Below are 26950 nucleotides of genomic sequence, written 5' to 3' on the forward strand. Positions count from 1 at the left end.
ATAAAGTCTGACTACTTGCAACTATATTTACAAAACTTTGCATCGTGTCCCATTTTGCACGTATCTCGGCGGGCACCCTATTACAGCTACAGCGTATTTTCCTGGTTTTAAACCGTGGAACTGTTTTTTCACGACGTTGCCTGTAATTGGTATACAACCACTTTGTACTTCACCTTTTTTATCTAAAGGAAATCCTTGTTCGTTAGAAAAAACTCGTAAGCAAACACGACTTTTGTGTTGACGTACTCCATTTACTACTACTGTTAGTGTTGGAGTTTCTAAGGCATTCGCAATATTAGCAACGTTAAACGCTGCTATGGTGACTAACGAATAAAGACTCCATATAATTATTTTCATGTTTATAACCTTTGTAAACTTGAAATGCTCTAAAAATCATAATTTAAATAATTTAATACTTTTGTTATAAGATTACTATTTGATTTTATAACTTATACGTAAGGTGGGCAGTGCCACCCTACAAATGCTAAAAATAGGAATGCTGCTTTTTGTTATATGAGGTATAGAATGATTTCCAATCATTGAGATATATATAACGTAGCAACTGCCATGTTCCTTCTGAGCCAAATTGACCTAGTTGTGCTAACTTAGATGCATGTTCGGACATTTTTGCTGAAGTAGATTCTGGTATAACTGCCATACAATACATTGCACACAGTAAAGATTTTTGTACGGATTCTATAACTGTATTATTTGTCAATAGGGTTGATAAACCTCTATCTTCAGAATAATCAGGAATACATAAACCGTTGAGGGCAACGGTAAAGTTATTGGTAGCGTTTACAATTAAATCTTCGATTGTTCTAGCTATTTGTTCGTCTTTTTCAATTTTGAAGTTGCCAATTCTGTCTCCTGGACAGTAAAAATGTCTCCTAGTTCCTTTTTCCATTGCGACTAATGGAACTCCACAAGCTGCTGCTTCTTCGTGTGTAATACCATATGTTTCTGTGTCTGAAGCGCTAACAAAGAAACCATGACGCAAACGAACTAAGTTATATAGCGTTGGTAAGAGATGATTTGGCACTAGTCCTGTGACTGTTACGTTGTCTCCAAATCGTTTTTCTAACTCAGATGCAGCATATCCGGCGCCGATAAAGATAAAATGAACTTTATCTTTCATGCCTTTACACTGAAGCAACTGTTCATAAACATCCATTAAAATTGAAATATTCTTCTCGTCGCTTAACCTACCGACGTATAAAATACATCTTTTAGATATTTTCTCTGGGTTCGTGGCAATATCTATTAATGCCAAAGCGCTTTTATTAGAAAGCATTTCTAATTCGTGTGCGTAGTTGACTCGTTCGACAAAAGTCTCTACAGATGGTTGATAAACCTTAAACCGCGATAAATCACATCCTAATGGTAACTCCCAAACAGGCGCCTTGATACAATATCTAGCTATATCCTCTGGTCGTGAAATAGTCACAGCATCACAACGATTAACAAAAAGAGATACCTGTTGTTTGAGAAAAAATCTTAAAATATTAGCTAGAAGACCACCAATACCAACTAATGGGCTTTTTGGACATTCATCGCCTCTTCTAATAAAATCGTATGTTAGTTGTATTAAATTATGCGACCTTGAGTGTCTAAGATGGTTTACATACTTACTAATTTCTACTTCTAACTGCTTATATTTATCAGGAAATATAAGTTTGACTATCATTTTTACAGCTTTGACTATTGAATCTTGCAGTATTCCCAGTAATTCAAATAATCGAAAGAACAAAAATGCAGATAACCCAGATTGTAAGTAAGTCCAAAATTTAAATAAGAATGTTATACTCAAGTATTTTAGCTTAGTTGATGTATAAATACCACCTCTCGCACTTTCTATAATTATTTTTAATATAAATTTTGAATCTATAAGCTTATAAAAGTCAAAAATAATACTTTTAAAATAATTCGGAAAATAAGTATCTACTTCAGTGAATACAGTATTGACTAATTTTACTTTTTTACCTCTAGATTTCATAATTTTAGCAGCTATATAACCTGAAGTTTCGGTAGCTGTAAAAGTTCCAAATGTATGAATTATATCAGGATTTTCTTTGATAATATCTTGAATTAAACTAGGATGAATTGGAATTAAATCAACTAAGAAAGGGAAAACACTGGGTGGAGATAATGGAAAAAGCGCACGAGTAGTAATATTAGGTTTACTTTGTTTAATGGTAACATTATAAAATGGGTGATATTGCTGTGTTTTTGTACCAAGACAATAAACTATTAATTCAATATCAATATCTTTTGCCGATTGGTTAATCCAGTCATTGACCATTTGTTGGAAACCAGTAGTACTACCTTCTACGGCGCCAGTCCCAAGATAATCAGCGCACATCACAACTTTGATTTTATTTGAATCCATAATTAATCACACTTTTCTTAAAACATTTTCTCTTGTGGAGCGGGCATCCCTGCCCGCCTTGAAATTTAAAAACTAGATTTAGGAGACGGGCAAGGATGCCCATCCCACAAGATGCCCATCCCACAAGATGGTTTATGATGAAATAGATGGTGTATGCCACTCGACTTTGATAGATACAGATAATCTAGGTATGCGTTTTATAAGAGCTTGAGAAGCTAATAATAAATCTTTAACTAATAATAATTCGCTACCGCTTAATCGAGTCAGAATGCTGATATGGCAACATAAACGCCCGTATAAATTCATATCACCCATCCATGCAGACCGCATGTACTCCCAAAAGATTCGCCAATGTGGTAAGAGTATTTTTCCTCTGTTTGCTGAATCAAACCACACAGCATAAGCATAAAAATCGGGTAACATTTTAAATTTCATATGCTCTTTCCAAAACATAGTTAAAGATTGTTGCGAATGATTACGGGCGAAAAATAGATGTTCAGGAATTTCATAAAATCGACCAAGTAGTGAAAGTCTTAGCAAAAAGATGGCATCTGCGGCACCGTAACCCCCCATTGGGGGTGTAGCTAAAAGTGCGTTGCGTCGAATTACTCCATAACATTGATAGCAAAAATGCTTGACTAATAATTCATGAAAGCGACGATGAGGTTTGGGTGAATCAGTATTGAAATAAATCTCATAATCACCAATATATTCACCTTTTTCATTGATAAAATCGGTTTGGGAATGACATAAAATTACGCTAGGGTCATTATCGAGTATTTGAATACATTTCGTTAAAAAAGTTGGGTCGTGCAAGTCGTCATACGATGCCCATTTGAAGTACTCACCACACGATAAATCAAAAACACGGCTAAAATTGCGCGCGCAACCGATGTTAGTATGGTTACGGTAGTACTTGATACGTTGGTCTTTTTGTATATATGCTCTACATATATCTTGCGTCCTATCGGTTGATGCATTATCTGAGATAATAAGTTCAAAGTCTTGAAATGTTTGTGATAGAAGTGAGTCTAATGAGAAAGCCAAAAACTTCTCACCATTGTATACAGGTAGTCCAATACTGAGTTTAGGTTGGTTATTCATAATTACTGATTTAGGATTGTAGAGATTCCCAATTAAGAGTTATGAGTGCTTTCTACTCAGCACTCAACACTTTATACTTATTGTTGTTGTAACCATTGTTTGGTTAGCTGCATACCCTCGTCGAGGTTGATTTTAGGTTGGTAATTTAGAAGATTTTTCGCTTTGGCAATTGAGTAAGCGTAGGGACGAGTCATAAAGTCTACTGACTCTGGTAATATGTCAGCTTCTTTACGGAAGAGTTTTTGTCCTTGGTGACGCAATTGCAAGAATAATTTGATTTCGTCTTTAGGTAGTGAAAATGGTGGCGCCAAGTTTACTGTTGCAGCCAAACGGGTAAAATATTCTTTCCAGGTGGTTTCACTTCCATCGGTGATGTTAAATATTTCGCCATATGGTTGTTTTTCGATGGCAAGAAATACAGCTTCTACAAGGTTATCTATATATACGTGGTTCATTACACCCTTGCCATCGTTGACGCAAGCGAACATATTCTGACGCATCATTGTGACAGGGCGAACTACCCAAGGTATGCTACCTGGACCATATACATCTCCTGCACGAATGATAACTACCCCAAATGATGGGTCGTTAAATTTGAGAATGGCATCTTCTGCTTCGATTTTGGTTTGGCAGTAGGGGTTATTATCACCCTTTAATTTGCCGTCTTCAGCGATGTTATTCGAGTAGTCGAACCCATACACTAAAACGCTCGACATGTGAATAAAGGTTTTGGCGCCTGCTTTTTTCGCTGCACGTGCTAAAGTTACGGTACCATCGACGTTGACTTTCTGAAAGTCTTTGAGCTTACCTCCTTCTTTTGTAATTTCGGCTGCGTGTAAAACTATATCTACACCCTGACAAGCTTTTTCAAGTATTGCGGAGTCATTAATATCACCAGTAATTACGTCAATTCCTAGTTGGTTTTGTTTATTTTTATCTGGTGTTAATTGAAATCCTTTGACTTTCATTCCTCGCTGAATTGCGAGTTCTGCCGCACGCTGTCCGATACATTCGTTGATGCCAGTGATAAGTATGGTTTGATTCATAAAGAAGAGTGAGTTGTTAGAAGATATCGGCAGGGTCAGCTAGACGTAATTTGTTAATGGCTAAAATACCAGAGATTAGACACATTAAGATTGTGGAAACGAACACAATTACCGCATTTTGAAAGGTCATCATTATTGGTAATTTGGTTGTATCCATTGCAAAGTCATATAAGCCAAGAGAAAATATGAAGCCTGGAAGATAACCTAAAATAGCTAAGATTATTGCTTGCTGCAAAACTACCGTTAATAAATAATTATTCTCGTAACCAATAGCTTTTAAAGTCGCATAAGCAACAAATTGGCTAGAAATATTGCTGTAAAGAATTTGATAGACTATTACTACCCCAACTACTGAACCCATTGTCAACATCAGGTTTAAAATAAAGCCTATAGGTGTTCTTGCAGCCCAATATTGCTTTTCGTAGCTATTAAATCCAAGTTTTGTGAAAACCCTGACATCACTAGGAAGGTTTTGACGTAGGTTTTTCAATGCTTTTTCGGGGTCGGCGCCTGCTTTTAGAGTAATTACACCTAAATCAATTCTATCAGATGGACGACTAGCAAAAATCCTTAAAAAGGTTGAGTCGCTAACAATTAAATTTCCATCAACTCCAAACGAGGGACCAATACTAAATAAACCTCCAACTCTAACTCGATAGCCAGTAGAGTTATTGAAAGGAAAAACTTCTACTACAACTGGGTCGGCTTTTTCTGAGCTAAATTGAAGAGGTATATCACCAAAGTAAGGACGCGAGTCTCTGTCAAAAAGTATCACATCAGGAATTTTTAACTTATCCATATTACCTTCAACTTCAGGAAGGTTAATTACGGATTTTCCTGGTTCTACTCCTATAACATATATTGGGTATTTCTCCCCAGTCACTTCATTTCTAAATTTGGCAAACTCTAAATACATTGGACTGACAGATTCGATGGTATCAAATCCTAATGCTTGATACAAACGCGCGCGAGGAAAACTTTGATTTGATGTTAGTGCTTTATACTGAGAACTAACTAGGAATAAATCACCTTGTAAGCGTTGATGAACTGCGGTAGCGCTCGAATAAAGTGCGTCTTGAAAACCGAGTTGTACGAACATCAATAATACAATAAATGCCATACCCGCAACAGCTACGGTGAAACGTCCTTTCTGCTGAATTAGCTGTAACCAAGCTAGAGGAGTTTTAAAAACCATTATTTGAAGTTAGGAGTTAGAAGGGGCAGGGGCGGGTTTATCTATATCCGGGGTTTATAAGGAAAATTTAGGTGAACCCGCCCGTACAGGATTTTGGATTTGAATGGCAACATCAACTTGTAGGTTAGTTAAACCTGCTACTCTTTGACTATCAACAGGGTTATCGAGCCGAATTTTTACTTCGACTACTCTCCGGTCTGTATCCGCAGAAGGATTGACGCTCAAAATACTTTGACGCTCTACTTGTAAACCAATTTCGCTAACGGTTCCTTGAATTACACCGTTGAATGCTGTGCTAGTAATTTTTGCTTTTTGTCCTATCTGAACTTTTTTAATGTCAGTTTGATAAACTTCTGCTGATACGTACATTTGTGATATAGTGCCAATTTCTGCAATTCCATCACTACCAATAACTTCTCCTGTTTTGGCGTGAATTTTCAAAACTTTGGCACTAATAGGAGATTTTATGTAAGTTAATTCGTGTTCTGCTTTAGATTGAGTTGCGGCACTTGTTGCGCTTTTTACTTCAGCAATAGCTAGTTGAACATCAGCAGGACGTACTTCGTTAAGACTTGCTAATTTTGCTTCTGCTTCCTTAATTTGGTCGTTAAGTGTACTGGTTGTGCGATTTAGACCAGCTTGAACTTCGCGAATTTGTTGAGTGATAGTTTGTGATTGTAATCGTTTATCGTCTGCTACAGATGCAGAAACGGCGCCTTGTCGATATAACTGTTGGTATCGATTATTCTCAGTACGTGCATTGTTTAACTGTGCTTGTAAACGGGCAATAGTAGCTTGTGTCGTTGCAATTTCGCCTTTAATAGTAGCCCGTAAGCGTGAAATTGTGGCTTTTTGAGCATTTACATCACTAATTTTGGCGCCTGAAGAGGTCTGAACTAGTTTGGCACGCGCAACTTCGACTTTATCTAATGCTTGCTGAAATGCTGCTGATGTTCTGGCATATCCTTCCAGCCAACCAATAACTTGTCCTGCTCGTACAGCATCACCTTCTTTTACAAAAATTCTCTCAACTCTTACTCCACTTAATGAACTTGGCGCCGATAACTTTCTGACTTCACCTAATGGTTCAATACGACCTAATGCAGTAACAGCAACTCTAGCAGGAGTAGTTTTAACAGGTTGGACTACCTGTTTTTCACCTTGCGACATTATGTACCGCGTAACTGCATAAAAAGAGATGAGTGCCGCACTAATTCCCAAAGAAATAGCTAAAATTATCGGGGCACGAGAACGAGGCTTCGTGTAAAACTGGCTGTCGTTATCTACAGTCATATTGTTTTCTATGTAAAGTACGCAAAGAATTAAAATCACGTGGCACAGGCATCCTGCCTGTGCTATGTGTTAGAGAATATACAATGTCAGGCAAGATGCCTGACCCACAAGAGAAATAACTGAGGTTTGCTGTAAATGACTACAAATGTAGAGGCTTGTCGTCAATTAATAAAGCATTAATAGCAATAAGCTAATAAACCTATTTTTAAATATTGCAAACAATTTAAATATTGTCAAGCAAATGTAAAGTAAATGCCAAGCAAATGTTATTGGTATACCATTTCTTGTTGCAAGTATAAAGTTATCATGAATTACTTGATTGTAAAAACCATGTGTTTCATGAGATAATCAACAAATCATGGTAAACACTTGATTAAATACTCATTTGTTTACTTTATTCAGAAATTGCTTAACAAAGCGTTACGCTAATTACAGATTTTTTGCTGTAATTGCCAATATTTCTGATTAAAAGCAGTAATTATATTTGCTGCTAATACAGTTATTTAACCAGCAAACAACTGTACAGTAGAATTTAAACATCAAAATAAACATAGAAACCTGGTTTCTACTAAAATCGTTGTTTTTATTACAAGATATGAAAAAGAAACCTGGTTTCTCATAACTTAGCACTATGAAAGAAAAAGAATTATGCCTAAAGTGCTAGCAGTATTAATCGACCAAATAAACGTTGGCGCCAATCGTCGTCCAGTCAAGGATGACAAAGTAGTTGAGTTGATGCAATCAATTCGAGCCAACGGATTGTTGAACCCAATTACAATTGACCAAAACTTTAATTTAATTGCGGGGTTACATCGACTCACAGCTTGTAAGATGCTTTCTTATAAGCATGTAGAGTGTAAAGTCGTAAGTTATGAAGATGCAGACCAAGCACGACTGGCAGAAATCGATGAGAATTTTATTCGTAATGAACTAGAACCTTTAGAGCGGTATGAACTCTGGTTAGAACGCGATAGAATTCTTGAGCGTATGGGTCTACGCTTCAAACCAGGGGATAACCAATACACAAAAAAGGGTGGTGAAACGGTTTCGCTACCTCCCAGAACAACATTGGAACTAGCCAGAGGATTTGGATACAGCGAACGCTCTTTTCAACAAGGTAAACAAATCGCAAGAGATATTCACCCCGATGTCAAACAGAAAATAATTACGACTCCGTTCAAAAAAAGTCGTACCGTTCAACTCAAAATAGCTAGAATTGCCAATTCGGAACGTAATTGTGCCGAAATAGCAGAAAAAGCATTCTCTGAAGCAATGGCAAAAGGAGATAAAACCGAAGCAGAACATCAAGCTCAACTAGCAAAACAAGCTAGAGACCAACAAAAAGAACTACAGCTACAAGCACTCGAAGAAGCAGTATCAAACAAATCAACCACAAGCAGCAAAAACGATAAACCAATTATCAAAGCTATCAGTAATGTAGACACAGGTGAAAAATGGATGCTTCACAAGCATTTAGTTTACCGTGGTAAAACTACAGGCAAGCAGTTTATTAACTTATTACCATCAGATGCAGCACTCGCAATTGCCACCCTATCACCGTTTTGGGAACATGATTATCTTATCAACGAAGCGCGTGTTGTCGCAGTATTACGTTCTCAAGGACACATCAATAATTTTTGTCGTAATAACAAAATGCCTTTCCAATATGAATTAGTGCTTAATCAACTTTATATAAGTGTTTTTTCTCACCACACAATTACCAAGCCAGAACCAACAATTTGTATCGAAGGTATCGAAGCAGCTATTAGTTATTTGTTAAACATGTACACAAATCCCAACAGTTTTGTGATATCTCCATTCATGGGACATGGTGAAACACTCATTGCTTGTGAAAGACTAGGACGTATTTGCTTTGTCGGTGATGAAAGTCCTGACTTAATTAATCGTGGAATCGCGCGGTGGCAAAAATTCACTAATAAACAAGCCAGAAAAACCAGCTTGTAACCCAACAACACAATTAACCCTCTTGTAGAGCAAACCTTCTTGTGGAGCAAACCCTCTGTGCAGCGGGCATCCTTGCCCGCCCCCATGTTTGATATGAATACCCCAGTAAGGTAGGCAGTGCCCACCATACAAATTCAAGTGGTAAATTTTACTCAAAAAACATATAAATTGTGTCTATATATAACCGAACAAACCTAAATATATATCAATAAATAGTTACTAGATATACAGCTTTATTATCCTTAACATTCACATAATAACTATTACACATTTTTATAAAATTTCTAAAACTCTTATCCGAAATTTTATATATGTGTTAGTGTTTGAAGTAATTGTAAAGCTCAAAACTAGATCTAGCTATATGCGCTTTTAGTGAAGAGGATGTAATTATGAACACGTGCGAATCCCAGAAACCGGGTTTCTTTATTGAAATCTTGCAAAAAAATAATGATTTTGCATAGAAACCCGGTTTCTTTGGTAACAAGATCAAAAAAGTGTTATTTAACACGCTCTGTGATTAATATCATTTTGTTTGAAGCTTGTAACAGGTGCTGAAGTAGTTTTACTATTTTAAATTCTAGATAGATGTACACCAATATATTAGGGATGTATGACATTATTTAACTTTGCCAAAAGAATGCCAATTGTAAATAGTTTATCACTATTCAAAAATCATTTACTTAGTGCAAGTTATTTTAGTCCGCTTAGTTATTGGATAACATTATCATTATTTATTATGTAGTAAATATAAAGTAGAATAGTTCGATAACTCTTCAATACAAAAATCTGTGTCACTTTTCAACCAAATGGTATTACAATTGCTGTTAGATTGAACTTAAACAGCGTTAAAAGTTAGTCGTCATTAGTTATGAATTATTACTTATTAATTATTACTTATTAGTAAGTAACATTAACAAATGACGATTCTGTTGACGCGAAAAACTTTGGTCATTGCAAATAAATAGCTGCTGTAAGAAACAGATAGCTCGTTTTTGGTTGGTAACAGACATTACCAATTTTTTATCAACACTACCAAAGATTAGCCTATGTCTGCTTCTTGGATAGATACAGCCTTGTCACAGTTAAACGACGAAATAAGTAATTGTGAAAAGGTATTGTTCAAGTTTATTGAGGATAAAAAGAGGATGACAGCTCAAACTACGCCGATACATTTAAACAGAAAGCTGCAAGATAATCCTATTGCTATTATCGGCATGGCTAATCTGTTCCCACAGGCAAGAACTCTGCGCGAATACTGGGAAAATATTATTAATAAAGTTGACTGTATTACCGATGTTCCAGATACACATTGGAATGTCAAAGATTATTATGACCCAAATCCGCGCACACAAGACGACAAAACTTATTGTAAACGCGGTGGTTTTATTCCTTATGTTGATTTTAACCCGATGGAATTTGGGCTACCCCCAAATATCCTAGAAGTCACTGATGTTTCCCAGTTATTAAGTTTGGTAATAGCCAAAGAAGCGATGGAAGACGCGGGTTATAGTACGAACCGTGAATTTAATCGCGATAATGTGGGAGTAATACTTGGTGTTGCAGGCTCAAAACAGCTAGCCACTCCCCTCGCTGCGCGCTTAGAATATCCTGTATGGGAAAGGGCACTTAAAGATAGTGGGTTATCTGAAGAAGATACCCAAAAAATCATTGAAAAGATAAAAAGTTCTTACATCAAGTGGGATGAAAACGCTTTCCCTGGAATGTTAGGAAACGTTGTCGCAGGACGTATTGCTAACCGTCTTAACTTTGGTGGTATTAACTGCGTTGTTGATGCTGCCTGTGCGAGTTCGTTCGGCGCCCTCAAAATGGCGATTAGCGAATTAACCGAAGGGCGTAGCGATATGATGCTCACAGGTGGGGTAGATACCGACAACTCTATCATGGCTTACATCTCGTTTAGCAAAACTCCAGCAGTTTCACCTAGCGATAATGTTAAACCCTTCGATGCAAAATCAGACGGGATGATGCTGGGCGAAGGTATTGGGATGTACGTTCTCAAGCGTCTAGCAGATGCCGAGCGCGACGGTGATAAAATTTACGCGGTAATTAAAGGCATTGGTACTTCGAGTGATGGACGCTATAAGAGTATTTATGCACCTCGCAAAGAAGGACAAGTTAAGGCACTACAACGCGCGTATGATGATGCTGGTTTTAACCCTGCTACCGTTAGTTTAATTGAAGCACACGGTACGGGGACAATGGCAGGAGACCCCACGGAATTCGGCTCTTTACGCGACTTCTTTGGTGAAGACAATACCAGAAAACAGTATATTGCTATCGGTAGCGTTAAATCACAAATTGGACATACTAAAGCAGCAGCAGGCGCCGCGAGTTTAATCAAAACAGCATTAGCACTGCACCACAAAGTATTGCCACCGACCATTAACATTACCGAACCAAACCCCAAATTAAATATCAAAAATTCGCCATTTTACCTTAACGCCGAAACTCGTCCTTGGGTACGCGCAGAAGGTACACCTCCTCGACGCGCGGGTGTAAGTTCGTTTGGATTTGGCGGTACTAACTATCACGTTGTGCTTGAAGAATATACAGGCGCCTCGTCGGTAACTGAGATGCCAGTGCTATCTCCTTTCCGTATTCATACAACACCAGCAGAAATAATACTTTCGGCGCCGAACCCAGCACAGTTACTTACACATTGCGAAGAAGTATTAAGCAAATTACAATCTGAAGCTGGAGAAAAACAATATCTCGAATTAGTCGAGGAATGTAAAACCAAAGAAATTCCTCTAAATGCGGCACGAGTTGGATTTGTTGCCGAGTCACGTGCAGAAGCAATTAAGTTATTACAACAAACTGTAGATTTACTACGTTCCAAAGCAACACCAGCATGGGAACACCCCCAAGGTATTCACTACCGTGCAACAGGGATGGAATTAAACGGTAAGGTTGTAGCACTGTTTTCTGGACAGGGTTCGCAATACTTAGATATGGGACGCGAACTAGTAATGAACTTCCCTGAAATGCAGCGTCTTTATGGCTACATGGATAGTTTGTTATTAAAAGACAACTGTCAACCACTGTCGGAAATCGTTTTCCCTCATCCTGTATTTGATGCTACAGAGAAGGAAACTCAAATTGCTACACTGCAACGCACCGAATATACCCAACCAGCAATTGGTATGTTAAGTGCAGGGATGTATAAAATTCTGCAACAAGCAGGCTTTAAATCTGACTTTACTGCTGGACATAGCTTTGGTGAATTAACAGCTTTATGGGCAGCAGGTGTATTTAGCGATGAAGATTACTGCTTCTTAGTTAAAGCGCGCGGTCGGGCAATGTCGCCACCACAAGACCCTGACTACGATGCAGGCGCCATGCTAGCTGTAAGAGAAGAATTATCTAAAGTCGAAGCAATACTCAAACAACATCCGCACGTAAGCATTGCTAATTACAACTCTCAAAATCAAATTGTACTAGCAGGACCAACAGTAGAAATAGGCAAAGTTAGACAAGCTTTGCAAGACCAAGGTTACAGCGCAATCTTACTACCAGTATCAGCGGCATTCCACACATCGCAAATAGCCTTCGCACAGAAAGCATTTGCAATAGCACTAAAATCTGTAAACTTCCAAACTCCCAAAATTCCAGTTTACAGCAACGTCACTGGTAATATTTACTCAAACGAACCAAAGACAATTCAACGTCTATTAGAAACCCACCTTGCCAACTCGGTACTCTTTAAACAAGAAATCGAAAACATCTATACTGCTGGTGGTTACTGCTTCGTTGAATTTGGACCCAAGAAAATTCTTACCAATCTTGTTAAAGATATTCTTGGCAACCGTCCTCACCTAGCTATTGCACTCAACGGTGTACCTCAAAAAAATAGTTACCGAACTCTACGCGAAGCTGCCGTACAATTGCGCGTAGCAGGAATGCCACTTAAAGACCTCGACCCATATCAAATTCCAAAACAGTTAACAAGCGAAACCAACAAAGCTTTAAACATTCGCATCAACGGCGTTAACTACTTATCAGAGAAAACCCAAAAAACTCGTATCGAAGCACTGCAAGACAAACATCAAGTATCACTTCCTAAACCAGCAACTATCGACACAAAGAGTATGGCAATAACAGAAATTTCCTTACCCGAAACCAATGGGCATCACCACAAACCACAAATAGAACCCATTAGCGCCTCATCCCCCATTCCACAACCAACACAAGAGCCATTGCAACCAACACCACCCGTCGCTAAAGAGGTAAGCTTATTACCAATGCAACCAACAGCAAACAACCTTGCTTATTACCAACGGGTTTTGGAAAGCTTAGAATATGTCCTAGCACAATTCCAACAAAACCAAAGTGAAAATTTACAAGTTCACGGACTGTACTTGAACCATCAGAAGGAATATGCACAAACCTTCTTCCAACTGATGCAACAACAAAACGCGTTATTTGCTCCGTCAACTTCCAACCCCAACCCAGAAATGAAACCTGTCATCATGGAAAGCTTAGAGCGAAGCATGATGCAGTTTCACTCACAGCAAAGTGAAACCCTACGTATTCACGAACAATACCTTCAACATCAAGTTGAGCATACCAAAAACTTCTTCCAACTCATCCAGCAAGAATATGCGGCTGTTGTATCCGGTGATGTTAAACAGGTAAGCTCCGCCAAAGTTCAACCGATATTGGCGCCTTCAGCAAAACCAGAAGTTGCCCGCATCGAAACACCTGTCGCACCTGTAACTAAAATAGTAGAACCAGTTGCACCAAAAGTAACTATTCCCGAAATTCCAACACCACCTGTACAACCAAAAGAAGAACCAGCAATTATTAATCAGGTAGTTGAGCAGCAAGTAACAGCACCTCGGACTGTAGCAGCTACACCTGACCTATCAAACCTAAGCGACAAATTACTAACTATTACGAGTGAAAAAACAGGTTATCCCATAGAAATGCTCGAACTCGACATGGATATGGAAGCTGACCTAGGGATTGACTCGATTAAACGGGTAGAAATAATGGGCGCCTTACAAGAAGCGTATCCCGAACTACCTCAACCAAACCTCGAAGAACTGAGCGAAAAACGCACCATAGGTCAAATTGTCGAATACTTACAATCTAATTCTTACAAAACAGCATCAGTAGAAGTTGCTAAAGTCGAAGTGCGAACCACCGCAGATATGACCCCCGTAACAGCACCTACTGTCTCAGAAGTTCTAACTACGGCGCCAAGTAACGTTTTAATTCAAACTCAAACAACCATCAAAGAAGTTGCAGTTCCAACTTTAGAACTAGAAACAATACCAAGCACAAAATCTGAGTTTGAATCTAAGTTTGAAAGTCTCGACCAAACATTACTTGCTATTACAAGTGAAAAAACAGGTTATCCCATAGAAATGCTTGAACTAGACATGGATATGGAAGCTGACCTAGGGATTGACTCGATTAAACGGGTAGAAATAATGGGCGCCTTACAAGAACAATTACCCGACTTGCCCAAACCAAGTAACATGGAGGAAATGGCGGAACTCCGAACGATAGGTCAAATAGTTGAGTATCTCCAGAAGCTATCTGGAAGTGAAAAAAAAAAGTATCAGTTTGATACGATTGACCGACGAACCGATGTAGCTGATGTAGTTGATGTTGGGAATGTCGTTAATGCGATTATAAATACAGGTATTCAACGACTACCTGCTCAACTCAAAAAGTTAAACGAACCAGATTGGTTAGATTTTAGCTTACCACAGGGGTATGTAGCTCTTATTACTGATGATGGTACATCAACGACAGCAAAAGTTGCTCAAAGCTTAAACGAGAAGGGATGGAAAGTTGTAGTCTTAAACCTTCCTCCCACACTCGTCCCCGAAAAATCGGTTTTGCCTTTATGTATCGACAGAGTAATGCTGACAGACGTTTGCGAACTGCACTTGCAACAAAAGCTACAGGAAATCGCAACTACATACGGTTCTGTTGGCGCCTTCATTCATATTCACCCACTCTTTCAAGCTAGTAATTCCCAAGGTATTTTCTACAGTCCACGAGAAAAAGCCATCGTCAAACATATTTTCTTTATAGCAAAATACTTGAAGAAATCACTTACAGAAGCAGCACAAGTTGAGCGCGCTTGTTTTTGCACTGTTGCCCGTCTTGATGGAGCATTTGGGCTAACTAACCAAGTAAACTTCGGCGCCGTTGGTTCGGGTTTATTTGGACTAACTAAAACAATGATTTGGGAATGGGCAAATGTTTTTTGTAGAGCAATTGACCTTAGTCCTCAACTAGATGCTGATACATCCGCACGTTGCATTATTGCTGAACTGCATGACCCAAATCGTTATCTGACTGAAGTCGCTTATGGTAGTCAGGGTCGCGTGACGTTAATTGCTAAAGATTAATAAATTTATAACGAAACGCATTAACAGACGCGATAACAGACGCGATAAATCGCGTCTCTACATTTTCTCTTCCGGTGTGTGACATGTCTAAGAAAAGTGTAATCAATTACATTGGTCGAGTTATCGACTATCGAAAAGAAGCTCCAATTCGCGGTGCCAAAGTTTCTCTAAGAACTGATGATATTTCTCTGACATCTTACACAGATTTGGAGGGGATTTATAAATTTCAGATTAGTCCTGATAAATCTAAAAATGTACGCGCTGAGATTTTTATTGAAGCTTCTGGGTATAAATCTTATGGGGGTTTTATTAATTTGGCGCCGGATAAGAAAGATTTAGGGGATATTCGATTGGGGGCGCCGAATAATCAACAAAGTAGTCAGCAAAGTAATCAACAAAGTAGTCAACAAAGTAATCAATCAAGTAGTCGGCAAAGTAAAAGTGATAGTAATTTAACGCCTGTTATTGCTGTGATTATGATAGCATTTTTCGTTTTACTTTCGCTGTCCCTTAGAAATTCTCCTCGTCGTAGTCCTGTTTATGATAGAACCCCACGTAGTGATTCATTTGATGATTTGCGATAGTTTCCAAACAACTCCTAACTCCTAACTCCTAACTCCTAACTCCTAACTTTTCTAAATATGACAACACTTGTTCAAGTAAATCCTTCTTCTGTTTTTGTTGTTAGCGGTGGTGCTAAGGGTATTACTGCTAAATGTGTGATTAAGCTGGCACAACAGCATCGTTGTAAGTTTATTTTGTTGGGTCGGTCTGAGTTAATTGATAATGAACCTGATTTTGCTAAGGGTTGTTTTGATGAGGCTGTTTTGAAGAAGCGCATTATGGAGGATTTTATTGCCACTGGTGGTAAACCGACTCCGATGAGTATTCAAAAGTTATATAATCAGATTGCTTCGAGTCGCGAAATTAAGGAAACTTTAGTTGCTATTAAAGAAGCTGGTGGTAATGCTGAGTATTTAAGTGTGGATGTAACTGATGTTGCTGCTTTAAAAGCGAAAATTCCGCAAGCAGCAGCTAGGGTTGGTGCTGTTACTGGTATTATTCACGGTGCAGGTAATTTGGCTGATAAATTAATTGAGAAAAAAACTAGCGAGGATTTTGAGAAGGTTTATACTGCTAAGGTTCAAGGTTTAGAAAATTTACTTAATAGTATTCCTGCGAGTCAGTTACAGCATTTGGTGTTGTTTTCGTCGGTGACAGGTTTTTACGGAAACATCGGACAGTCTGATTACGCTATTGCAAATGAAATTCTCAATAAGTCTGCTCACTTAGTTAAGCAACAAAATCCTGAATGTCATGTTGTCGCTATTAACTGGGGTGGTTGGGATAGCGGTATGGTGACACCGGAGTTAAAGAAAGAGTTTGCACGTCGAGGTATTGATATTATCCCTGTAGATGCAGGTACTCAAATGTTGGTTAATGAACTTAACCCCATTTATCACGATAGTACTCAGGTGGTTATTGGTAGTCCAATGATTTTACCTCCTATACCTCTTAGTACAGAGCTACGCAATTATAAAGTACGTCGTCGTCTGCTAGCTGAAGCGAACCCTTTTTTACTTGACCATACAATTTCTGGTAATTTAGTTTTACCTGCAACTTGTGCTGTATCTTGGATTTCTAATGTTTGTAAAGAACTTTATCCAGGATATATATTTTTTAATGACTCTAATTTCAAGGTGCTAAAGGGTATTACTTTTAGCCCAGCTATGGCGCCCGAACATATTGTAGAATTAAAAGAAATTAGCAAGGTAGACGGACAAGAAGTTAATCTACAAGCCCAAATTGTCAGCGAACTCCCAAATGGTAAACTTAACTATCACTTTAGTGCAGCAATTAAGTTAGTTCGTGAACTTCCTCCTTGTCCTATCTATAATAACTTTAACTCTGAGGAAGACAATATAATTACATTGCGTGGTAAACAATTTTACCAGCAAGACCCATCATCGTTATTTCATGGCGCCACTTTCCAAGAAATCCAACGTATACTAAATATCTCCCCTGAAAAAATTACCGCTGAATGTCTATGGAAACCTATTAGCAGCGAAGTTGCTGGTCAATTTCCAATTGATTGGCTTAATCCTTATGCAACTGACTTGAGTACACACCCCTTATGGATTTGGTTATATCACTACCATAATCAAATCTGTTTACCTGGTCAAATGGATAAATTTGAACAGTTTGCAGAAATTCCTGTTAATCAACTATATTATGTCTCCTGCGAAGTTAAGCAAAAAACAGCAACAGGAATAAGTGCTGATTTTATCATTCATGATGCTAATGGTAAAGTATTCCTGCGATTGCTAGGAACAAAAGGAATTATTTTGCCTAAATTGTTAGGATAATCCCCCCAACCCCCCTTAATAAAGGGGGCTAAGAATTTGCTCTTGTTCCCCCCCTTATTAAGGGGGGGTTAGGGGGGGATCAACTCATGTCATTTCACTTATTTTTAACAGAGCTATAAATCGTGGAAAAAATTGCTATTGTCGGATACTCTTGCCTATTTCCCGATGCCAAAAACCCTGATGAGTTTTGGCATAACTTAATCGAGCAAAAAGACTCTACTTCAACAATTACTGCTGAAGAAATTGGTGTAGAGCCAAGTGTATTTTATGACCCAGTAAAAGGTAATCCTGATAAATTTTACTCATTGCGAGGCGCCTTTATTCGTGATTTTAAGTTTGATAGCAAAGGTTACAAACTTCCTCCAGCTTTTCTTGACAGTCTCGACAACACTTTTAAATGGTCGCTTTATGTTGCACAGCAAGCACTCCGAGATAGTGGTTATTTAAATAATTCTGAAATACTCGCAAAGTGCGGGGTCATATTAGGCACTCTTTCTTTACCTACGAAGTATTCCAATCGTTTGTTTGCTCCTATTTATAAGCAAATTTTGGCGCCTGCTGTTGGTGAGTTGCTAAAAACAGACTTTGATTTACCTTCACTTGGTAACGGTGGCGCCTCAACTCATAATGCCATGATATCGGGTTTGCCAGCGGCTGTGATCGCCCAAGCGCTATCTTTATCGAATATTCATATGAGTATAGACGCAGCTTGTTCTTCACCTTTATATTCGATACGGTTAGCATCGCATTATTTATGGACGCATAAAGCAGATATGATGCTGGCTGGTGGTATTAGCGCTGCTGACCCACTATTTATCAGGATGTTGTTTTCGACTATTCAAGGTTATCCCGAAAATAATGATAGTAGTCGTCCGCTTGATAAATCATCGCGCGGGTTGATAACTGCTGAAGGCTCTGGAATGTTTGTACTCAAACGTTATAGTGATGCTGTAAGAGATGGTGACAGAATTTATGCGGTTATTGCTGGAAATGGTTTATCTAACGATGGACGTGGTAAACACCTTTTAAGTCCAAATTCCAAAGGTCAAGTTTTAGCTTTCGAGCGCGCATATCGTGAAGCGAATTTAAGCCCACGCGATATTGATTATATGGAGTGTCATGCTACAGGTACTTTACTTGGTGACACTACAGAGTTTAATTCAGTTGAAACTTTTTTTGGCAAGCATCAAGCTTCACCGCTTGTAGGTTCGGTGAAAGCTAATATTGGACACCTTTTAACAGCAGCAGCAGCTCCTAGTTTGGCTAAGGTACTTTTGAGTATGTCCAAAGGTGTCATTCCTGCCACTATTAATGTTAAAGAACCGACGGGAACAGCAAATAACGTCATTTCTGCCAAAAATGTTGTTCGTAGTGCTACTAATTGGTCGAGTAAAGCAAATATTAAGCGTGCGGCAATTAGTGCATTTGGGTTTGGCGGTACAAATGCCCATATCATTCTCGAACAAGGAATGACTACACATCCAACAAATTCTTCTGAACCACTTCCACTTACGAAGATGGCAATTGTGGGAATGGATGGAATTTTCGGTAATTGTAACGGTTTAGATGCATTTGACCGCAGTATCTATGACTGTACTTCTCTGTTTGTTCCTTTGCCTGCATTGCGTTGGCATGGTATAGAACAGCAACATGATTTGTTGTCTCAATACGGTCTACCTGATGGCAAAGCACCACAGGGAGCATATATTCAGAATTTTGATGTTGATACATTAGGGTATAAAATACCACCATTAGAATTAGCAAAATTGAATCCGCAGCAATTATTACTGTTGAAAGTCGCTGACCGGGCGTTACAAGATGCGAAAATCTCTGAAGGCGCCAATGTCGCGGTGTTAATTGCCACGGAAACCGAATATTCTGTGCATCAGTTGCAGCAAAGGTGGAATTTAGACTGGCAAGTTAAAGAAGGTTTAGAGAAGAGTGAAATTTGCTTACATAAAGATACAGTTAATGAGCTTGAAACAGTTGTTAAAGATGCAGTTCACCACAAAGTCGAAATCAGCGAGCATGTTAGTTACATATCTAACATCATGGCAAGTCGAATTAGTGCGTTGTGGGATTTTACGGGCCCAACTTTTACTATAACTGCGGGTGAAAATTCCACGTTCAAAGTATTGGAGATTGCCCAGCATTTATTAACAACTGGGGAAGTTGATGCAGTATTGGTAGGAGCAGTTGATTTAGCTGGTGGTTTAGAACATGTACTGTTACGCAACAAAATGGCGCCAATTAACACTGGTATCAATACTCTCAGCTACGACCAAAAAGCCAACGGTTGGAATATTGGTGAAGGTGCAGGCGCCGTGGTACTAATGCGTCATGATAGTAAAGAAAAACATCGTACTTATGCAGTAATTGATGCAGTTAGTCTTTGCCAACAGCACACCACCACAACAGATATTTTAGACAAGCGTCTCACTACTCCGGATTCAGCACAAGTACACAAAGTCTCACAGCAAGCACTACAAATAGCTAACGTTCAACCAAACGAAGTTGAGTATGTAGAAGTTTACGGTAGTGGTGTAGCACAAGAAGACGAAGCAGAAATTGCCGGGTTACTACAAGCGTATCGTGGTAAGCATGGATTGAACTGTGCTTTGGGAAGCGTCAAATCGAATATTGGTCATACATTTGTAGCATCAGGAATTGCCAGCTTAATCAAAACAGCATTATGTCTATATCATAGATACATTCCTGGAACACCCAAATGGACGGGTGTAAAAAACCAAGCAGTATGGCAAGGAAGTCCTTTTTACGTAGCTCCCGAATCACGTCCTTGGTTTTTAAACTCATATGTCAAAAAGCGAGTTGCTGCCGTTAACAGTATTGGCATAGATGGTACTTATGCTCACGTAATCTTATCTGAAGAACCCGAACAAGTAGAGCGTCCAAGTAAGTATTTAGAACAAACGCCATTTTACTTATTCCCAATCGCAGGAAGCAATTCAAACGACTTACTTGAAAAACTCAATCATCTCCAAAACCAAATTGGCAATAATTCCATCAATCTTGCAAAACTAGCTAATCAAACTTTCACAACCTTTAAAACCAGTAACAACCCAGACTATACTCTCGCAATAGTTGGACGTAACCAAGTAGAAGTAAGCAAAGAAATAGACAACGCGCTCACAGGACTAAAAAAAGCATTTGAAACCGGGGAAGATTGGCAAACACCTCTAGGTAGTTATTTTACTCCGAAGCCACTCGGTAAACACGGTGAAGTAGCTTATATTTACCCGGCTGCAATTAATTCCTACATTGGCATTAGTCGCAATTTATTCCGTTTGTTTCCGCATGTTCATGAAGACAAAGTAATCAAAAGTCTTTATAGTCTCGTAGCTGATATTGCTCAATTAGTCTTCCCACGTAGTCTCAACAAACTTACCACCCGTCAACTTGAAACCCTCGAAAAACAATATCTCGAAGACTCGCTTGCTATTTTCGAGACAGATATGGGGTTCGCGCGCTTAATGACAACAATTATGTGTGACGATTTCCAGGTCAAACCAAAGCATGTATTTGGTTATAGCTTGGGTGAAACAAGTATGATGTCATCTTCTGGAGTATGGAGTGACTTTAGCAAAGGTATCAACGCTTTTCACACTTCATCATTATTTAGTGATAGAGTATCAGGCGCCAAAAATGCCGTGCGTGAATATTGGGGAATGCCCACAGTACATCAATCAAACGATGATAGTTTTTGGAGTACTTACCTATTAATGGCAGACCCAAATAAAGTGCGCGAATACCTCAAAAATGAACCGCGCGTTTATTTAACACAAATCAATACACCCGAAGAAGTTGTCATAGCAGGTGACACCCAAGCCATAGAACGCACCATCAAAGCACTTGGTTGTAACGCATTTAAGGCGCCATTTAACCATGCCATTCACAACGAAGCAATGCGTTCGGAATATTCAGAAATCGTCAAACTCAATACCTTACCAGCGCAACAATTACCAAATGTAAAATTCTATTCAAGTGCTAGCTACCAAGAAATAGCATTAAACACCGATACAATTGCTCAAAGTATTGGCAAATGTTTATGCGAACCACTTGATTTTCCCCGTCTTGTTAACCAAGTCTATGATAACGGCGCCAAAATCTTCTTAGAAACAGGTTCAGGGAATGTATGCTCACGCTGGATAGACAAGATATTAGAAAACAAACCGCACATCACCATTCCCTTAAACCGTCGAGGAGTAGACGACCACACCTCCATAGTTAGAGCATTAGCAAAACTACTCTCCCATCAAGTCCAACTTAACCTCGAACCCCTCTACACCCAAGAAACCGCCAAAACCAATAAAGTCACCATGAAAACCGTCACCACAGGTGGACAAAACATCATCGAAAAAATTCTTGACGCACAAAACCGTCAAAAATTCCAAAATTACCCCATCACTAACCAACCTCCAAAATTGCCTCAAATAACACAAAAGGAATTCATAATGGAAAAGGTTACGAATAACAGTTTAAATTCGACCCCCGCAATAGAATTTGAAAAGTTATCTGAAGCAACCAAACAAGCTCCAGAACCATCTTATAACCAACCCATTACTATACAAAAATTAGAGCAAATAACACCTTGTTCTAACATTTCAACACAGCGCATGTCGCAGCACTTATCCAAGCTCAATACAAACAACTCTAGCATCAGTAAAAATCACGCAGCCTTCTTACAATCCAGACAACAATTTAGCAAGCAAATGAGCGAAATCATCGAATTACAAATTGCTTGCGCCCAAAATTTATTAAAAGAATAGTAATGAGTGCTGAGTGCTGAGTGTTACCTCTAACTCTTAACTCCTAATTTCTAACTCAGCACTCAGCACTTTTACTCATCCCTCTGCGTTAATTTGAATACCTCAAAGGAATACATTACGTGAAAACTGTAGATACAGTCACAAATTTACACGATAACGGCTTAAACTTTCACGCCTTTTCCTTTTATCAAAACCAAACATGGAAAGGTTCACTTTCGTGCGTATCGTTCGACCCTCAAAGCATTAGAAATAAACTCTTAAGCTTAAATCAACCTTGTTATATTATTAGGCATGAGGGGAAAATAGGCGTTACAAATGATGGCTACACCTACGCCACAGACAACACTGATAAATCAGTAGAATTACTTGCAGTAGTGGCGCCTACTACCACATCAAACCTAGGAGACCCCAACTTTCTATCATTTCACGGTGTCAAATATGCTTATAGCACTGGTGCAATGGCAGGTGGTATTGCATCAGAAGAAATGATAATAGCATTAGGTAAAGCCAAAATACTTGCCTCATTCGGCGCCGGAGGTTTAACTCCCGACCGACTAGAAGCAGCTATTAACACCATTCAAACCGCATTACCGAATGGGCCCTACGCATTTAATTTAATTCATAGTCCTAACGAACCTTCAATTGAACGTCGCGCTGTAGAGTTATACCTCAAATACGGTGTACGCACTATTGAAGCTTCAGCATTTCTAGATTTAACTCCTAATATAGTTCATTACCGTGCAGCCGGATTAGGATTAAATACTAATAACGAAATTGAAATCAAAAACAAAATTATAGCGAAAGTTTCACGTCGAGAAGTAGCAAGCAAATTTTTGCAACCTGCACCTCAACGTATACTCAAACAGCTTGTAGAACAAGGTTTAATCACCGAACATCAAGCATTACTAGCAGAAAAAGTACCTGTTGCAGATGACATTACCGTCGAAGCAGACTCAGGTGGTCATACAGATAATAGACCATTAGTGTGTTTATTGCCTTCAATGATAGCTTTACGTGATGAAATTCAAGCGCAGTATAATTATAAACAACCAATTCGTATTGGAGTAGCTGGTGGAATTGCCAATCCCCAATCAGCACTAGCAGGTTTTATGATGGGCGCCGCTTACATCGTCACAGGTTCCATCAATCAATCGTGCGTAGAATCAGGTAGTTGTGAGTATACAAAAAAACTACTTGCACAAGCAGAAATGGCAGACGTAATGATGGCGCCAGCAGCAGACATGTTTGAAATGGGCGTCAAACTACAAGTACTCAAACGCGGCACAATGTTTCCCATGCGCGCGCAAAAGCTTTATGAACTATATAGAGCTTATAACTCAATCGAAGAAATTCCCCTTGCCGAACGTGAAAAACTGGAAAAGCAAGTCTTCCGCAAAAGTATTGCCGAAGTTTGGGAAGGAACAGTTACATACTTAACACAACGCAACCCTGAGAAACTAGCCAAAGCAGTAAACAATCCCAAATTCAAAATGGCATTGATATTCCGTTGGTACTTAGGGTTATCTTCACGCTGGTCAAACTCAGGAGAAAAAGGACGCGAAGCAGACTATCAAATTTGGTGTGGGCCAGCAATGGGTGGTTTTAACGACTGGGTAAGAGGTTCATACTTAGAAGAAGTCAAAAACCGCCATGTAGTAGATATAGCCAACCATATCATGATCGGAGCAGGCTACTTATACCGTATCCAAAGCCTAAAACTACAAGGTCTACAACTCCACGACTCCTACACTCAATACTATCCAGTCAACTCAACTTTAAATTAAATATCCCTGTACAGACGCGAGGAACATCGCGTCTGTACCAAAAAAACATTTTAAACAGAGGCAAATAAATGGTTACTCCCAACAAGTTGTTTACCGCAGAAGGTATTCAAGAATGGATGGTGTCAAAACTCGCTGAATTGCTATCAGTGGCGCCAAATACAATTGATGTACAGCTACCTTTAGAAAATTATGGTTTAGACTCATCCCGCGCGATGATATTAGTTACACAAGCACAAGAAGTGTTTGGTGTAGAAATATCACCCGTATTATTATGGCACTACCCAACAATTGAAGCCTTAGCAGAACGTTTAGCCGAAGATTGCCAAGAAAATACTGAAGATTCAAGTAGTGCAACACAAAGCGTAACTGTAGATTTACAAGCAGAAGTAGTACTAGACCCACGTATTTACCCAGCTTCACCTTACATTAGTGATTTTATATCCTACCCAGACAACGTATTTTTAACAGGTGGTACTGGCTTTTTAGGCGCCTTTTTAATTTATGAATTATTAACACAAACAGATGCTGACGTTTACTGCTTAGTGCGTGCTGCGGATGAATCAGCAGGAAAGAATAAACTCAAGCAAAATTTACAAAAATATGCAATCTGGTCTTCGGACTTTGATAGCAGAATCACACCCATTCTAGGAGACTTATCACAACCGCTACTAGGAATTAGCCGAGAAGGGTTTGAAATGCTCGCGGCAAACATGGATGCCGTATACCATAGTGCAGCAACACTCAATTATGTATATCCATATTCAGCGCTAAAAACAGCCAACGTCCTCGGTACTCAAGAAGTAATACGCTTGGCAAGCACAATAAAAACGAAACCACTGCACTATGTTTCAAGTGTTGCTGTGTTTGAGTCTCCCTTCTACGCTGGTAAAGTCGTCAAAGAAGACGATGAATTTAACGAATATTCAGGTATTTTCCTTGGGTACTCACAAACTAAATGGGTAGCAGAAAAACTCGTCAAAGTCGCGCGTGACCGTGGACTTCCCGTTACTATCCATCGTCCCCCATTAATTGCCGGACATAGCCAAACAGGTGTCGGTAATATAGATGATTTCATTAATTTAATGGCAAAAGGTTGTATCCAAATGGGGTGCTTCCCCGATGTCGATTACATGATGGATATGTCCCCAGTAGACTATGTAAGTAAAGCTATCGTCTATCTCTCATTACAAAAAGAATCATTAGGCAAAGCATTTAACTTACAGCATCCAGAACCAGCGCCGTTAAAAGACCTGGTAAACTGGATTAGCCAATTTGGTATCCCCATCAAATTCGTTCCCTACCAAGAATGGCAAAACCAACTATTAAATATAACTTCTCCCGACAACCCCCTATACACACTCCGACCATTTCTACTTGAGCGTTGGTCAGAAAAACAACTCACCATCCCCGATTTATACCTAAAATCAAATCGACCAATAATTAGCTGTGAAGCAACACAAAAAGCGCTTGCTGACAGTTCCATAACTTGCGCGCCAGTTGATTCAAGATTATTCATGACTTACGCTAGTTATCTAATTCAATCTGGTTTCTTAAAGATGCCCCAAATTTAAGGCGCCTCTAGTAGGCACACGCACGAAACGCACAAACACACGCGCGTAGAGACGTTACATGTAAAGTCTCTACGTGCATTAATATATATACTGCGAATGGGTAAAATTGGTACTTCTGTCATGCGCTCGGTACGAAGGACGCAGTTTTCCCGGAGGGTAGCATCTTCAAGATTTTCACGAAATTTCAAAGTAAACTTGTAAGCCGTTTTGACTATAACGTCAGTCTGTATTGAACAGTTATATAAAAAATAATTTAAAAAAAATTAAGTATATACGCGGTTAGTCGTATATAAAATCACTTATAAAATTAAGATGAATAACGTCAAACAACAGGCGCCAATACAACTAATGCTACCGTAGCTACACCTAGAGTTCAACCAATAAATGTTACTCTCCCTATTGCTGAAGAAATTAAGGAAAGATATTTAGAAGTAAAACGAGTAGAAACAAAAGAAGTAGTCACCACAATTGAAATTTTATCCCCCAAAAATAAACGGTCGGGTGAGGGGCGTTCAGCTTATGAAACTAAACGACAGCGAGTATTAAGTAGTAATACGCATTTAGTAGAGGTAGACTTATTACGAGGTGGAGTACCATTACCAATTATAGGAACTACCATTAAAAGCCATTATCGGATTTTAGTTAGTCGTAGTGAACGGCGCCCCCAAGCCGATTTATATGCTTTTAATATACAAAACCCTATCCCATCTTTTCTACTACCCTTACGTGAAGGAGATGTAGAACCGATACTTGATTTACAAACTATATTAAACGAGTTATATGACCGTGCTAGCTATGATTTAGTTATTGATTATCATCAAGAACCTGTTCCTGGCTTGTCTAAAACAGATAAAGATTGGCTAGATACACTTTTACGCACGCAAGGATTAAGGTAAAAGGCAAAATTTTTCTTGTGGGGTGGGCATCCTTGCCCGCCCTTGAAATATAAACAAGCAGTTTGGAACGGGCAAGCTTTGAAATAAAACAAGCAGTTTGGAACGGGCAAGGATGCCCATTCCACAAGATTAGCCCCATTCCAGATGGTTCATTTAATTTTGGGA

The 26950-nt window shown here is 38.9% G+C and carries 14 protein-coding genes and 1 pseudogene; 8 read left to right on the forward strand and 7 right to left on the reverse strand.

Going from position 1 to position 26950, the window contains the following annotated elements; all coding sequences use genetic code 11:
* Positions 1-27: 27 nt before the first annotated feature.
* The 6 genes from DSM106972_RS11435 to DSM106972_RS11460 all read right to left on the reverse strand — a co-directional run bounded on the left by DSM106972_RS11435 (position 28) and on the right by DSM106972_RS11460 (position 7027).
* The gene (locus DSM106972_RS11435) at positions 28-357 is read right to left on the reverse strand and encodes a DUF2141 domain-containing protein (protein WP_233786982.1); all 330 of its coding nucleotides are present in this window, start codon (positions 355-357) and stop codon (positions 28-30) included.
* A 127-nt stretch (positions 358-484) separates the two neighbouring features.
* Positions 485-2389 carry a glycosyltransferase gene (locus DSM106972_RS11440; protein WP_127080832.1) on the reverse strand — a complete coding sequence of 635 codons (1905 nt, stop codon included), beginning with the start codon at positions 2387-2389 and terminating at the stop codon, positions 485-487.
* Between the two features lie 132 nt (positions 2390-2521).
* Positions 2522-3493, reverse strand: a complete 972-nt coding sequence (locus tag DSM106972_RS11445; protein ID WP_325052180.1) for a glycosyltransferase family 2 protein — start codon at positions 3491-3493, stop codon at positions 2522-2524.
* A 77-nt stretch (positions 3494-3570) separates the two neighbouring features.
* Positions 3571-4539 carry an NAD-dependent epimerase/dehydratase family protein gene (locus tag DSM106972_RS11450; protein ID WP_127080834.1) on the reverse strand — a complete coding sequence of 323 codons (969 nt, stop codon included), beginning with the start codon at positions 4537-4539 and terminating at the stop codon, positions 3571-3573.
* 16 nt (positions 4540-4555) lie between these two features.
* Entirely contained in the window at positions 4556-5734 is a 1179-nt protein-coding gene (gene devC / locus DSM106972_RS11455) for an ABC transporter permease DevC (RefSeq protein WP_127080835.1), read from the reverse strand.
* Between the two features lie 54 nt (positions 5735-5788).
* Positions 5789-7027, reverse strand: coding sequence for an ABC exporter membrane fusion protein (locus tag DSM106972_RS11460; protein ID WP_127080836.1), 1239 nt, complete (start codon positions 7025-7027; stop codon positions 5789-5791).
* Between the two features lie 648 nt (positions 7028-7675).
* Here DSM106972_RS11460 and DSM106972_RS11465 point away from each other — a divergent pair.
* The 7 genes from DSM106972_RS11465 (at position 7676) to DSM106972_RS11495 (ending at position 25889) form a co-directional block, all read left to right on the forward strand.
* Positions 7676-8992, forward strand: a complete 1317-nt coding sequence (locus DSM106972_RS11465) for a ParB N-terminal domain-containing protein (RefSeq protein WP_127080837.1) — start codon at positions 7676-7678, stop codon at positions 8990-8992.
* A 1046-nt stretch (positions 8993-10038) separates the two neighbouring features.
* The gene (locus tag DSM106972_RS11470; RefSeq protein ID WP_127080838.1) at positions 10039-15381 is read left to right on the forward strand and encodes a type I polyketide synthase; all 5343 of its coding nucleotides are present in this window, start codon (positions 10039-10041) and stop codon (positions 15379-15381) included.
* An 83-nt stretch (positions 15382-15464) separates the two neighbouring features.
* Positions 15465-15965, forward strand: a complete 501-nt coding sequence (locus DSM106972_RS11475) for a carboxypeptidase regulatory-like domain-containing protein (protein ID WP_127080839.1) — start codon at positions 15465-15467, stop codon at positions 15963-15965.
* Positions 15966-16022: 57 nt separating this feature from the next.
* Positions 16023-17747 (forward strand): SDR family NAD(P)-dependent oxidoreductase, encoded by a 1725-nt coding sequence (locus DSM106972_RS11480; RefSeq protein WP_127080840.1) that lies wholly within the window; start codon positions 16023-16025, stop codon positions 17745-17747.
* 122 nt (positions 17748-17869) lie between these two features.
* Entirely contained in the window at positions 17870-22534 is a 4665-nt protein-coding gene (locus tag DSM106972_RS11485; protein ID WP_127080841.1) for a PfaB family protein, read from the forward strand.
* 119 nt (positions 22535-22653) lie between these two features.
* Positions 22654-24318, forward strand: coding sequence for a PfaD family polyunsaturated fatty acid/polyketide biosynthesis protein (locus DSM106972_RS11490; protein WP_127080842.1), 1665 nt, complete (start codon positions 22654-22656; stop codon positions 24316-24318).
* 68 nt (positions 24319-24386) lie between these two features.
* The gene (locus DSM106972_RS11495) at positions 24387-25889 is read left to right on the forward strand and encodes a thioester reductase domain-containing protein (protein WP_127080843.1); all 1503 of its coding nucleotides are present in this window, start codon (positions 24387-24389) and stop codon (positions 25887-25889) included.
* Here DSM106972_RS11495 and DSM106972_RS53340 read toward each other — a convergent pair.
* Positions 25886-26077, reverse strand: coding sequence for a hypothetical protein (locus tag DSM106972_RS53340; RefSeq protein WP_127080844.1), 192 nt, complete (start codon positions 26075-26077; stop codon positions 25886-25888). The genes DSM106972_RS11495 and DSM106972_RS53340 overlap by 4 nt on opposite strands.
* 150 nt (positions 26078-26227) lie before the next feature.
* Between DSM106972_RS53340 and DSM106972_RS11505 the strand changes: the two are divergent.
* Positions 26228-26785, forward strand: a pseudogene (locus DSM106972_RS11505) (DUF4058 family protein); the annotation flags it as partial.
* Positions 26786-26950: the final 165 nt, after the last annotated feature.

It is taken from the genome of Dulcicalothrix desertica PCC 7102, assembly GCF_003991905.1.
GTDB classification, from domain to species: Bacteria; Cyanobacteriota; Cyanobacteriia; order Cyanobacteriales; family Nostocaceae; genus Dulcicalothrix; species Dulcicalothrix desertica.